At 69.5% G+C, this 12,740-nt stretch carries 12 protein-coding genes; 3 read left to right on the forward strand and 9 right to left on the reverse strand.

Annotation, left to right across the window (positions count from 1 at the left end; all coding sequences use genetic code 11):
* Positions 1–2: 2 nt before the first annotated feature.
* The 6 genes from ACIHAX_RS09605 to ACIHAX_RS09630 form a co-directional block, all read right to left on the reverse strand.
* Positions 3–1,247 (reverse strand): FAD-dependent oxidoreductase, encoded by a 1,245-nt coding sequence (locus ACIHAX_RS09605; protein ID WP_364431457.1) that lies wholly within the window; start codon positions 1,245–1,247, stop codon positions 3–5.
* Entirely contained in the window at positions 1,244–2,170 is a 927-nt protein-coding gene (locus tag ACIHAX_RS09610; protein ID WP_397276796.1) for an MBL fold metallo-hydrolase, read from the reverse strand. Before ACIHAX_RS09610 ends, ACIHAX_RS09605 begins: the two co-directional genes overlap by 4 nt.
* Entirely contained in the window at positions 2,167–3,105 is a 939-nt protein-coding gene (locus ACIHAX_RS09615) for an aromatase/cyclase (protein WP_364431463.1), read from the reverse strand. The genes ACIHAX_RS09610 and ACIHAX_RS09615 overlap by 4 nt, the downstream gene beginning before the upstream one ends.
* A gap of 70 nt (positions 3,106–3,175) precedes the next feature.
* Complete coding sequence (locus ACIHAX_RS09620) at positions 3,176–3,430, reverse strand: phosphopantetheine-binding protein (protein WP_355077911.1); 255 nt, start codon at positions 3,428–3,430, stop codon at positions 3,176–3,178.
* Positions 3,427–4,665: a ketosynthase chain-length factor gene (locus ACIHAX_RS09625; protein WP_397276799.1), complete on the reverse strand. Its 1,239-nt coding sequence runs from the start codon at positions 4,663–4,665 to the stop codon at positions 3,427–3,429. The genes ACIHAX_RS09620 and ACIHAX_RS09625 overlap by 4 nt, the downstream gene beginning before the upstream one ends.
* Entirely contained in the window at positions 4,662–5,930 is a 1,269-nt protein-coding gene (locus ACIHAX_RS09630) for a beta-ketoacyl-[acyl-carrier-protein] synthase family protein (RefSeq protein WP_364431470.1), read from the reverse strand. The genes ACIHAX_RS09625 and ACIHAX_RS09630 overlap by 4 nt, the downstream gene beginning before the upstream one ends.
* A 198-nt stretch (positions 5,931–6,128) precedes the next feature.
* Here ACIHAX_RS09630 and accA point away from each other — a divergent pair, with 198 nt between their 5' ends.
* Both accA and ACIHAX_RS09640 read left to right on the forward strand, forming a co-directional pair.
* Positions 6,129–7,817, forward strand: a complete 1,689-nt coding sequence (accA, locus tag ACIHAX_RS09635) for an acetyl-CoA carboxylase carboxyl transferase subunit alpha (protein ID WP_397276987.1) — start codon at positions 6,129–6,131, stop codon at positions 7,815–7,817.
* Positions 7,818–7,827: 10 nt separating this feature from the next.
* Positions 7,828–9,177 carry an acetyl/propionyl/methylcrotonyl-CoA carboxylase subunit alpha gene (locus ACIHAX_RS09640; RefSeq protein ID WP_397276801.1) on the forward strand — a complete coding sequence of 450 codons (1,350 nt, stop codon included), beginning with the start codon at positions 7,828–7,830 and terminating at the stop codon, positions 9,175–9,177.
* A gap of 50 nt (positions 9,178–9,227) precedes the next feature.
* On the opposite strand, the gene ACIHAX_RS09645 is transcribed toward ACIHAX_RS09640, so the two are convergent.
* The 3 genes from ACIHAX_RS09645 to ACIHAX_RS09655 all read right to left on the reverse strand — a co-directional run bounded on the left by ACIHAX_RS09645 (position 9,228) and on the right by ACIHAX_RS09655 (position 11,283).
* Positions 9,228–10,094 (reverse strand): AfsR/SARP family transcriptional regulator, encoded by an 867-nt coding sequence (locus tag ACIHAX_RS09645; RefSeq protein ID WP_355077907.1) that lies wholly within the window; start codon positions 10,092–10,094, stop codon positions 9,228–9,230.
* Between the two features lie 199 nt (positions 10,095–10,293).
* The gene (locus tag ACIHAX_RS09650; RefSeq protein ID WP_364431477.1) at positions 10,294–10,953 is read right to left on the reverse strand and encodes a class I SAM-dependent methyltransferase; all 660 of its coding nucleotides are present in this window, start codon (positions 10,951–10,953) and stop codon (positions 10,294–10,296) included.
* A 102-nt stretch (positions 10,954–11,055) separates the two neighbouring features.
* The gene (locus ACIHAX_RS09655; protein ID WP_356960870.1) at positions 11,056–11,283 is read right to left on the reverse strand and encodes a hypothetical protein; all 228 of its coding nucleotides are present in this window, start codon (positions 11,281–11,283) and stop codon (positions 11,056–11,058) included.
* A gap of 435 nt (positions 11,284–11,718) precedes the next feature.
* Here ACIHAX_RS09655 and ACIHAX_RS09660 point away from each other — a divergent pair, with 435 nt between their 5' ends.
* Positions 11,719–12,549: a mycofactocin-coupled SDR family oxidoreductase gene (locus ACIHAX_RS09660; RefSeq protein ID WP_355077904.1), complete on the forward strand. Its 831-nt coding sequence runs from the start codon at positions 11,719–11,721 to the stop codon at positions 12,547–12,549.
* Positions 12,550–12,740 lie beyond the last annotated feature (191 nt).

Below are 12,740 nucleotides of genomic sequence, written 5' to 3' on the forward strand. Positions count from 1 at the left end.
GATCAGTTCTCCCTGAGTTTCGTTAGGGTCGTGACGGTTTCGGTCGCGGTCGGCACCGGCTCCGGGCGGATGCCGAGGCCGATCACCCTGGCCACCAGCCGGGGCAGGCGCGGGAAACGGCGCAGCAGCCGCACCAGGAGCGGCTTGTCGGTCCCGGGCCGTCCCGCACTGGGGTAGAGGTCCGACAGCAAGTGCAATTGCGCGAATTGCACCACGCGCATCGGGAATTCGCGGCGGCGCTGAACGGTGCGCAGCTGCGTCGTGGACGCGGTCGCGCCCGCGGCGAGGATCGGCGCCAGCAGGCGAGCGGTCGCGATGGCATCCTGCACCGCGAGATTGATGCCCACCCCGCCCGCCGGGGACATCGCGTGCGCCGCGTCCCCGATCGCCAGCAGCCCGGGACGGTACCAGCGGCGCAGCCGGTCCACCCGGACGTCGAGGGGTTTCACGTCGTCCCAGTCCAGGATCTCCGCCTCCAGACACGGCGCGAGCACGGGATAGATGCCGGACAGATCCGCACGGAACCGCGCCAGCCCCGCCGCCCGGATCGTCGCGAAGCCGCCCTTCGGAATCATGTACGCGACCTGGAGATAGTCACCGCGATCGATACAGACGATGAAGAATCCCTTCCCGCTGCGCACGGTGGGCAGGCGCTCGCCCTCCGGCTTGCCGACGCGGAACCAGAGCACGTCCATGGGCGCCGCGCTGGCGGCGACCTCGAGCAGCCCCGATCGGCGCACGATCGAGTGCCGCCCGTCGGCCGCGATCACCAGGTCGGCGCTGACCTCCAGCGGACCGTCAGCGGTCTCGGCGCGTACGCCCGCCACCGCACCGCCGCGCTGGATCAGCTCGGTGACCTCCGCTTCCTGCACCAACCGGAAGCCGGGGTAGCGCCCGCCCGCCTCGGCGAGGAAATTCAGCACATCCCACTGCGGCATGAACGCCACGAACGGGAAGGGCCCGGGCAGGGAGCTGAAGTCGGCGAACACCACCGGACCGGTGGCGGTCGCCATTGGCAGCCGGGGCAGCTCGACGTGCGGCAGCGCGAGGAACTCCTCGGCCAAGCCGAGTTCGTTCATCGCGAGCAGTGTCGAGGTGTGCACGGTGTCGCCCCGGAAATCCCGCAGGAAGTCCGGATGCTTCTCCAGCACCAGCACTTCCACGCCGGAACGCGCCAGCAGCAGGCCGGTCATCAATCCGGCGGGGCCGCCGCCGATCACGCAGACCCGCACGGATTCGGTGCTCACGCCAGGCATGTGGGCACCTGCCCGCCGTTGTAGAGCACCATCTCGTCGAAGATCGCCGGCACGTCCAGTGGCTCGCCGAGTTCGCCGCCGGACAGTTCCGCGTCGGCGCGATACAGGTTGCCGACCAACCGCTCCTGGTCGACCAGGTCGGCGAACTCACCGTGGTCGGCCTCCAGCGCGATCGCCAGCGGCGTCAGCCCGAGTGCGCGTCCCTCCGCGGCCAGGTCCTGCACCCAGCGCAGATAACGCAGCGTCTGGTCGAAGATCTCAGGTCCGGTGACGGGGCCGTGTCCGGCGACGACCGTCTCGGCGCCCAGCGCGGCCAGCCGCCGGATCGCGTTGACGGAACCCCTGACCGACCCCATCAGGCAGAACGGCGCAGCGCCCGCCATCACCAGGTCTCCGGCGAACAGCACGCGCTCCTCGGGCAGCCACGCCACCACGTCGTTGGTGGTGTGCGCGGCGGTGCCGAAGTGAATGAGCTCCACCCGGCGCTCGCCCTGGTGCAAGGTCAGGTGATAGCTGAACGTGATGCTCGGCAACGTGACCCGCACATCGCCCCATTCGACATCCGGCCACAGCTTCGTCAGCGCCAGGCCGGTCTCGATCATCTCCGGCCGGATCCGGTCGTGGCCGACGACGACGGCGGCCGGGCCGAACAGGTGATTGCCGAAGTTGTGGTCGCCGTGGTGATGGGTGTTCACGATGACGCGGGCCGGGCCGGTATCCAGCCCGTCGACGAACTCGACGAGTGCCCGGGTGCGCCCTTCCGTCGCCAGCGTGTCGATCACCACCGCGCCGTCCGGCCCGGTCAGCACGCCGGCGTTGCTGACGCACCAGCCGCCGCGGCTGTGCGTGTAGGCGTGGACGCCGTCGGCGATCTCCTGTACGCGCGGCGTCGCGGTCGTCTCGGTGGCGGTCATGTCGGTGACTTCGTCGTCGCGGCAGAGCGTTCCGCGCAACGCAGCGTGTTGCGACTGTTGGCGGACAGCGCTTCGGTGAGGTACGCGCGGGCGTCGGCGAGATCGGTGTTCGCGCCGAGGATCTCGCGCGCGGCCTCGGGATTGATCGCGACCGTGTGCCGCGCGGTCACCACCGCGCCGTCCGGACCCTCGGCGAATTCCCACGCACCGCTGTGGCCGAACAGGATCGCGGGCGGCACCAACTGTTTGTAATCGATTCGTTCGCCGGGAACACACACCCGGATCGACTTCGTGGTGTGCGGGATACCGCCCGCCGTCACCGTGTCCATCTCCATCAGCTGCACGCCATCGGCATCCTCGGTGAGCTCGATGCGGCCGACGTGCGGCACCTGCTCGGGCCAGCGTTCGCTGTGGTAAACGAAGTCATACGCCTCGGAGGACGAGCATTCCAGCGTCACGGTGTCCTCGAAGGTGTGGATCACCTCGTCCACCGGGTGGCCGAGCTCGGCGACGCGGGCCAGCGCCGCGAGCTCGACCACGCTGTTGCGATCGACCGACGCGGCGACCTGCGCGGCATCGGCCCCGTCCACCACCGCGAAGTGGTGGTCCAAGGTGACCTTCGTCGCGCCGGGACCGATCTCGCGGAACGACCAGCCGCCGCCCATCGACGCGAACGGCGCCTGGCTGCGTTCCTGCTCGAACACGATGCGGCGCTGCTCGGCGTCCAGCACCCGCCGCGACGTCCAGTTCTTCACCGCGCCGCCGACGGTCGCCCACAGCCGGAAGCGCTCCTCGTCCGGCCCCTGGTGCAGGTGGCGCACCAGCACGCTCGGCTCGAAGATCACCGGCCATCTGGTCACGTCGGCGACCAGACCGTAGACGACGTCCGGGGCGGCCTGCACCACCCTGCTGTGGGACATCACTTCGCCGCTCATGCTCTGTCCTCTCCGGCACGGGCGGGGCCCTGCGTGGTTACGCTGCGCTGCCTCCTCCGGGCCTGACCGCTCATGCCGCACCGCGCAGTTGGGCGTTCACGATGTCGACCAGCTCTTGCGGCGTCTTGACCTCGACGAGTTCTTCCTCCGGGATCGTCACGCCGAAATCGCGCTGAATCCGCGCCGCGGTCTCGATGAGCGCGAGCGAGTCGTAGCCCAGCTCCTCGAATTCCACGGCGGCGATGTCGCCGCCGAGTTCGGCGAGGTCCTCGCCGCCCGCGCAGTCCACCAGAATGCGGCGTAGTTCGGTGATGGTCATGGTCATGATTCGCTCCTCGGCAGATCTCGATCGGACACGGCGCGCACGACGACCGCGGAGTTGAAACCCCAGCGCCCGCGTGCCAGGACGAGCGCGCCGCCGACGGTGGCGGAGCGCGGGGCGCCGAGAACCAGATCGATCCGGTAATCCTCGGCGGGCGTGGAGGTGCGGGCGGTGGGCGGGATCACCGAGTCGCGCATGGCCAGCAGCGCGGTGACGACGTCGAGCGGACCAGCACCGGAGAACAGGCGTCCGGTCAGCGGTTTCGACGCGGTGACCGGAACGCCGCCCGGCCCGAACAGCGCCTCGATGGCGGCGGCCTCGTCGCGGTCGCGATCGGGTATGCCGGAGGCGTCGGCGAACACCACGTCGATGTCACCGGGCGTCATCCCGGCGTCGGCCAGCGCGAGTTCGGCGGCGCGGCGCAGGCCCGACGGACGACCGGAACCGGGCGGCGGGTCGAAGGTCGAGGCGTAGCCGGCGATCTCACCGTGCACTTTGGGCACCCCACGGGCACGCGCGGCGGTGGCGTCCTCCACAACCAGCATCGCGCCGCCTTCACCGGGCACGTAGCCGGCGGCGCGGGCGTCGAACGGTAGATAGGCGCGGTCGGGGTCGGTCGCGGCGCTCACCCCGCCGCTGGACAGATGCGAGGCCCACCCCCACGGGTCCAGCGCCGAGTCGACGCCGCCGGTGACCACCAGCGGCGTCCCGCGCCGCACGGTGCGCCGCGCGTGGCCGATCGCGTCCAGTCCGCCCGCCTGCTCGGCGACCAAGGCGCTGCTCGGTCCGCGCATGCCGTGCCGGATGGAGATCTGGCCGGTGTTGACCGCGTAGAACCACGCGAAGGACTCGTACACGCTGACGTGCTCGGAGCCGAGCGACCACAGCTTGTTGAATTCGCGATGGGTGAACTCGAAACCGCCGGAGGCGTTTCCGGTCACCACGCCCATGTCGTAGTCGGTCATCGTCGCCGTGTCGACCTTCGCGTCGTCCAGCGCCCACTGCGCGGCGACCAGCGCCATCCGGGTCGAGACGTCCGTCTGCGGCAGCAGCCTGCTCGGCAGGTGCTCACCGGCGTCGAAATCGGCCACCTGTCCGGCCAGTCGCGCCGACGAACCGCTGGTGTCGAACCGGGTGAGCGGCGCGATCCCGCCGCGCCCGGCCAGCACGGCGTCCCAGAAACGCTCCACGCCCATGCCGTTCGGCGCGAGCACTCCCATTCCGGTCACGAGGATCATGCCGCCACCGCCTCCGCCTTGCGCAGCACCATCGCGCTCTGGAAGCCGCCGAACCCGCTGCCCACCGTGAGCACGGTGTCCATCCGATGGTCGCGGGCGACCAGCGGCACGTAGTCCAGATCGCATTCGGGATCGGGTTCGTGCAGGTTCGCCGTCGGCGGCACCACCTGGTATTCCAGCGCCAGCAGCGAGGCGGCGATCTCGACCGAGCCGATCGCGCCGAGCGAATGCCCGACCATCGACTTGATCGAGCTCATCGGCGTGGCGTAGGCGTGCGCGCCGAGACTGCGCTTCACCGCCGCGGTCTCGTGCCGGTCGTTCTGCCTGGTGCCGGAGCCGTGCGCGTTGATGTAGTGCACACCGGTCGGGTCGATCCTGGATTCGTCGAGCGCGACCCGGATCGCCTCGGCCATCTCGCGGCCGTCGGCCTTGAGGCCCGTCATGTGGTAGGCGTTGCACCTGGTCGCGTACCCGGATATCTCGGCGTAGATGTGCGCGCCACGCTTGCGCGCGCTCTCGTACGCCTCCAGCACGAACATCGCGGCGCCTTCGGCGAGTACGAACCCGTTGCGCGAGTTGTCGAACGGCCGTGAGGCCACCTCCGCCTCGTCGTTGCGCGGGGTGGTCGCCTTGATCGCGTCGAAGCAGGCCACCACGATCGGTGTGATGGGGGTGTCCGACGCGCCCGCAACCATGACGTCGGCGGAGCCCTCGCGGATCAGCTGCACCGCGTGGCCCACCGAGTCCAGTCCCGAGGTGCATCCGTTGGAGACCATCGCCACCGGTCCCTCGGCGCCCACGCTCCAGGCCACTTCGGCGGGCATCACGCTGGGGATCATGTAGTCGAACATGTGCGGAGAGAGATACGTCTCGTCGACCAGCCAGTTCTTCCCGGAGTCCGACAGCACCAGGTATTCGCGCTCCAGGCTGGTGGCCGCGGCGACCGCACTGCCGAGGCTCACGCCGAGCCGGTGCGGATCGACCGTCGCGAGGTCGAGCCCGCTGTCGGCCACCGCCTCCCGCGCGCAGACCACGGCGAACTGCACAGCCCGGTCCATGCGCCGAATCTCCCTGGGGGACAGCCCTTCCAGCGCCGGGTCGAAGTCCGCTTCGCCGGCCACCTGGGACCGGTACGGCGAGGCGTCGAAGAACGAGATCCGGCGCGTCGCCGTGCGGCCCTCGGACAGCAGCTTCCAGAACTCGTCCTTGCCCGACCCGCCGGGCGCGCGGACGCCGAGCCCGGTGACGACAACGCGGCGGCTCATCGCACACCACCGGATGCATTGGTGTTCATGGCGTTCTCCCTTCGATGGTGCGATCGAGCATCGGGGACGGTCCTCGAACCTCGCTCGAGCGAGCGAGTCGAGTTGTTCTCGAGCGGTGGGGCGCAGGCTGTCGCTGTGATCGCCCGGCCGGCGCCGCCCGGATCGATCACCTGTTCCCGAGCACAGGAGACACGCGTGATGAAGTCAGCACACGGCCAGCACGGCGCCGCGGACTGGGTGCTCTGCCCGGCATGCCTGATCCCGCTGTACGGCAAGCGGTTCGCCCGCGACCTCGGCGTCTGTGGCGAATGCGGCAGGCACACGCCGATCACCGCGCGGCAGCGCATCGAGCAGCTCGCCGACGAGGGACGCTTCGAGCCGCTGCCGGTCGCCGCCACCGACGAAGACCCGCTGACCTTCACCGACACCAAGCCCTACCCGGACCGGCTGGCCGCCGCGCGCTCCCGCACCGGCATGCACGACGCGGTGCTGTGCGCGCTGGCCGCGATCGAGGGCAGGCCGGTGGTGATCGCCGCCATGGACTTCCGCTTCCTGGGCGGCAGCCTCGGCACCGCGGTCGGCGAAATGATCACCGCTGCCGCCGAAACCGCTCTGGCCCAACGTGTTCCGCTGGTCATTGTCACCGCCTCCGGAGGCGCCCGGATGCAGGAGGGCCCGCTGTCGCTGATGCAGATGGCCAAGACCAGCGCGGCGCTGGAGCAACTGGACCGGGCGGGCATCCTCACCGTCACCTTGATCACCGACCCCACCTACGGCGGCGTCGCGGCTTCCTTCGCCACCCTCTCCGACGTGCTGATCGCCGAACCGGGCGCCCGGCTCGGGTTCGCCGGACGGCGAGTGATCGAGCAGACCATCCGGCAGGAATTGCCGCCGAAGTTCCAGACCGCCGAATTCCTGCTGGAACGCGGGCTCATCGACATGATCGTGCCGCGCGCGGGCCTGCGCCAGGCGCTCGGCGCACTGCTGCGGGCCGCGGGGCCGGTCGATTCCGCCGAGACCTTCGTACCCGCCGACGCGGGCGTGATCACCGATCCGGCCCGCGTTCCCGCGACCGATCCCTGGACACAAGTGCGCCGGGCGCGGTCTCCGCAGCGGCCGACCGCGCTGGACTACTTCGCACTCGCCTTCGACGGGTTCCGCGAGCTGCGCGGCGACCGGATCTCCGGCGATTGCGCCGCGGTGGTCGGCGGAACGGCGTGGCTCGGCGGGCGGCCGGTCATGGTGATCGGCCACCAGAAAGGACACGACCCCAAGGAGCTGATGGAACGCAACTTCGGCATGCCGACTCCGGCCGGCTATCGCAAAGCGGCTCGTCTGATGCGCCTGGCCGAAAAGCTCGGGCTGCCCGTGGTCACCTTGATCGACACGCCCGGCGCGTATCCGGGCGCGACCGCCGAGGAGCAGGGGCAGGCGATCGTCATCGCGGAGAACATCCGGTTGATGTCCGCGCTGCGGGTGCCGGTGATCAGCGTGGTGATCGGCGAAGGCGGCAGCGGCGGGGCCCTGGCGCTCGGCGTCGCCAACCGGGTGCTGATGTTCGCGAACGGCACGTACTCGGTGATCAGCCCGGAAGGCTGCGCGGCGATCGTGTGGAACGATCCCGCCGCCGCACCGGAGGCCGCGGCCGCGCTGTCGCTGACCGCGCGAGACCTGCTGCGTCTCGGTGTCGTCGACGCGGTGCTGCCCGAGCCGGGCGACGACGTGGGCGCGGCCCCCGTGGCCGCTGCCGAACAGCTGCACCGGGCCCTGACCGCGACCCTCGGCGAACTGTCCGGTCGCAGCGGTGCGGAGCTGGCCGACGAGCGCCGCGCCCGGTTCCGGCGCTTCGGCGCGCGGCGGCAGGTCCTGGTCCGGTCGGTCGCGTAGGAGTGGCGCCATGTTCGAGAAGATCCTGATCGCCAACCGTGGTGAGATCGCGCTGCGCGTCGCGCGCACCTGCCGCGAACTCGGCGTGCGCACCGTCGCGGTGCACTCGGTCGCCGACGCCGAGTCGGCGGTGGTGCGTTTCGCCGACGAGGCGGTGCAGATCGGCCCGTCCGCGGCCAAGCGCAGTTATCTGAACGCCGCGGCGATCCTGGCCGCCGCCGAGCTCACCGGCGCGGACGCGATCCATCCCGGATACGGATTCCTCTCCGAGTCACCGGATTTCGCCGACGCGTGCCGGGCGGCGGGCGTCACGTTGATCGGGCCGCCCGCCGACGTGATGGCCCAGCTCGGCGACAAGCAGTCGGCGCGCACGCTGATGGCGAAGGCGGGACTGCCGCTGCTGCCGGGCAGCCTCGATCCGCTCGAACTCGACGAGGCGCACGCGCTCGCGGATTCGATCGGCTACCCGGTGATCGTCAAGGCGGCCGCGGGCGGCGGCGGGCGCGGCATGCAGGTGGTGCACGAGAGTGCGGCGTTCCCGCGCGCCTATCAGGAGACCAGGGCGACGGCGCGGATGCTGTTCGGCGACAGCCGGGTGTACCTGGAGAAGTACCTCGCCGCCGCCAGACACGTCGAGATCCAGGTGCTGTGCGATGCCTACGGCAATGGCGTGCACCTGGGTGAACGCGACTGTTCGGTGCAGCGCAGGCACCAGAAATTGATCGAGGAATCGCCTGCCCCGCTGCTGCCGGACGGTCTGGCCGAGCGAATGGGCGCATCCGCCGTGCACGGTGTGCTCGAGGCAGGGTATACCGGCGCGGGAACCGTGGAATTCCTGGTCGATCGGGACGGCAATTACTATTTCATGGAAGTGAACTGCCGAATTCAGGTCGAACATCCGGTCACCGAAATGGTGACAGGTATAGATCTCATCGCCGAGCAGATTCGAGTCGCGGCGGGGCAACCGCTCGGCATCGATCAGGAAGATATCGTCCTGCGCGGCGCGGCGATCGAATGCCGGATCAATGCCGAAGACCCTGCCGCGGAATTCGCGCCCGCTCCGGGAATCCTGGCGGAATTCACCCCGCCCGGCGGCCCCTTCGTCCGTGTCGACACCCATGCGCACGCCGGTTATTCGATACCTCCGCACTATGATTCGCTGCTGGCCAAACTGGTGGTGTGGGCGCCGGACCGGGACCGGGCGCTGGCCCGGATGCGGCGGGCGCTGGCGGAATTCCGGATTTCCGGCGCCCGCGTCGCGACCACCCGGGATTTCCTGTACGAGGTGCTCGACCATCCAGCCATGCGCGCCGCCACGCACACCACCGGGCTGGTGGACGAGCTCCTCGGGCGGGGATGAGCGCGCCGGAGGTTCGCCCGGCCGGCGGCGATCGCGGCCGGGCGTCGGCGTCAGGCGGTTTCGGCGGCGGCGCGGCGCTCGGGGGAGTACCACCCGATCAGGTAACCGGCGTGGCGGCTGTTGAGCATCGCGCTCACCGAGTCGTCGGAGGCGGTCAGGATGTCCCGGTGCAACTTCTGCAGCTTCTGGCAGGGGTCGAGCCCCAGTTCGTCCTGCATGGACCGGCTGAACCGCTGGTAGGAGGCCAGGGCGCGAGCGCGCTGGCCCGACCGGCACAGGGCGAACATGTAGTACGCCTGGAGCCGCTCGTGCAGCGGATGCTGCATGGTCAGCCGCGCCAGGTCGGGACAGACCTCACGATGCCTGCCCAGTCGCAATTCCGCCTCCACGCGCAACTCGATGTTGGTCAGCCGCAGGTGATCCAGATGCGAGATCTCGGCGGCGAGCGGGATGCCACCCTCCACGTCCACCAGCGCGGGACCGCTCCACAGCGCTTCCGCGGCGCTGAACAGGTCCACCGCGCGCTCGTCGTCGCCGGTCTTGGCGGCGCATCGGGCGGCGTCGGACATGGACTGGTAGTCACGCAGGTCGAACACACAGTCCCGCACGTCGAAGGAATAGCCTTTGCTGCGCGTGCGCAGATAGCGTTCGGCCACCTCCGCCTGTCCGACTCCGAGTTGCTCCGCCATCTTCTTGCGAATGCCGAGCACGTATGTTTGCACGACCGTCACCGCGCTGCGTGGCGGATCGTCGTTCCACAGTTCTTCGATCAGGGCCGTCACCGGGACCACGGTGTCGTGCCGGACCAAAAGTAATGCCAGCAACTGCCGCTGCTTCTGCGCGGTCGGCGTCGCATTGTGATTGTTCAGGGCAAGCGTCAACGGACCTAGCACGCGTGCGCATACGGGATACTTCACTGGGAACTCTCCTACGGGCGAATTTCCCCCCGACCGACGTGAGATTCTCGATTCCCACCGCACTGTAGGCTGCGTCCACAGTAGCGAGAAATCCGTCTCGGCACCATGAATCCTGAGTAATATCGGAGTTAATTCCGTGCGCAGGCTCCGCGAATTCTCCTCGGCTGCAAGGAGATTGGCCCGTTATTTGCTCTCGCCGTCAGTTGCGGCGAATTCGTAGGATGTTGTCTTTTCGCGTGCCCGGCCTGCCCTCGGGGCTCGCGTGTTCGCGCTCGACCTCCTCGTCCACTTCCACGTGCCATTCGGCCGGATCCAGCGCGAGACCGGCCCGTACTTCGGCAGTGGTCGGGAAATGCACGTCGGCGGGTGGTTCCAGTACCCAGGAGGGCCATTGCGCGTGACCGACGATCAGCAACAGCCCGCCGGGAGCCACCGCATCGGCCGCCCGGCTCAGGATGCGCGTCCGTTCGCCGTCCTTCGCCGCCGGTGAGTGCAGATACTGCGCCGTGACGAGGTCGAAACTTCCCGCGGGGAAGGTGTGGTCCAGATCGTGCCGCTGCCAATCTATTTCGCCGTCGATTCCCTGGCGGGCCGCGTTCGTCCTGGCGCGGGCCAGCGCGGTCTCCGACACGTCGACCGCCGTGACCCGCCAGCCGCGCTCGGCCAGCCAGATCGCGTCGGCGCCCTCGGCGCAACCCAGGTCCAGTGCGGTGCCAGGGGGGACGGCTTCGAGCTCACGCACCAGCAAGAAGTTCGGCCGTCCGGACCAGATCTGGTCGCGCTCCTGGTAGAAGGCCTCCCAGTACTCGACAGTGGTCGGCGTCGTCCGGTCGGCGTGGTGATGGGGTGTCGCACTCATGCGTCCCACCATCCATCGGGCCGACCGAAACGGCAAATATCGTTGCCGGTTCGGCAACCCGCCCCGCCGGCTGTCCGCCCGGAGTCCCCGGCCGCCCGTGGGTCAGTAGTCCTCGAGCGGGTCGCGCAGGATCATGCCCTCGGCCGCGCGCAGGCGCGTGGTCATGGTCGTCAGCAGGTCGACGGAGTCCTCGGACAGGCCGATGGCCGTGTGCAGCAGCCTGCGCAGCCGCGGGCTGGCGAGCCGGTCGGCGAGGGTGTTGTCGTGCTCGGTCGGTTCGGCGTCGAGCTGTCGGTCGAGATTCACGGGAAGGTACTCACAATCGGTCATCGGGCCCCCAGGAAACCATGTCAATGCGACGCTCGTGCCTGGAACGACGCGTGGGCACGGGCGAGATCGTTCCGGGGCGCAGCGTACATCGCGGACGGTCGGTCGCTGGACCGGGTCGAAATGGGTGCATGTGGTCTCCGTGCCGCAGTCGGGTCGGCGCGTCCGTGCCATGGCCGTGCCCGCTCCGGCGCCGAGATCGTGCCCATTGTTCCACTCTCCCTGGACAATTCGGCGCAGCGACCCCGTCTACGCAGGTTGCGGACGTGCTGCGGCACGCAGAAGCGCACGTCGTGCCAGGCAGCGGGTGCGGCCCGTTCCCAACTCTGGGAAATATCGCCTCGGCGACGCGGCCCCCGGAAAACCGGGAGATCAGCTCGTTCGCCCATGACACGATGGGGGCGGCCGAAGCAGGTACCGACCGACGAAGGGCCAGTCATGGGCAACCTCGACGACCGGGTGGCGGTGATCACCGGCGGCGCCCGCGGACAGGGGCGCGCGCACGCCTTGGCGCTGGCGAACGCGGGCGCGGACATCGTGGTGTGCGATATCGCCGCACCGGTGCCCGGCCTGCCCTACGAGCTGAGCACCCCCGGCGACCTGGCCGAGACCGCCGCGCTGGTCGAGCGGACCGGCCGCCGCTGTGTCGCCGTCCGAGCCGACGTGCGCAGCCTGGAACAGATGCGGACGGTCGCCGAGCGCGCGCTCGAGGAGTTCGATCGCATCGACATCCTCGTCGCCAATGCGGGCATCGCGTCCAACTCGCCCGTCGCCGAGATGGACGAGCGGTTGTGGCGGGACATGATCGACACCAACCTGACGGGCGTGTTCCACAGCTTCCGCGCGGTCGTCCCGCACATGATCGAGCGCCGCTGGGGTCGCGTGGTGGCCACCTCCTCCATCGTGGCGAAGATGGGCGTGCGCAACGCGGCGCACTACGCCGCGAGCAAATGGGGCGTGCTCGGCTTGGTGAAGTCACTGTCGTTGGAAGTGGCGGAGTACGGCATCACGGTGAACGCGCTGCTGCCCTCCGGCGTGGACACCGACATGATCCAGAATCCGGCGACCTGGCGGCTCATGATGCCGGACAAGGAGAATCCCACCAGGGAGGACTGGATGGCGATCATCGAATCCGGGCCGCCCAACGGTGATCTGATCCAGCCCGCCGAGGTGGCCGAGGCGATGCTGCTGCTGGTCTCCGAGCACGGCCGCCACTTCAACGGCGAAGCCGTCACCATCTCCTGCGGCGGGAGCGCGAGCACCTCATAGCGCATGTCCCGTCACAACAGGCGCGAAACGGCGAGTCGCTCGAAGGCGTGCGCGGCGAAACGGATGCCCACCCGCGAAAGTAGCGGGTGTCGCGCGACACCCGCTACCGAACGCTCATGAGACCGAGCAGGGCCCAGCCGACCAGCTTGTGCGCGACGTGTCCGTGCCGGCATGACCGGCGGCCATGGACT

Origin of the sequence: Nocardia sp. NPDC051929, assembly GCF_044548645.1 — a bacterium.
GTDB classification, from domain to species: Bacteria; Actinomycetota; Actinomycetes; order Mycobacteriales; family Mycobacteriaceae; genus Nocardia; species Nocardia sichangensis.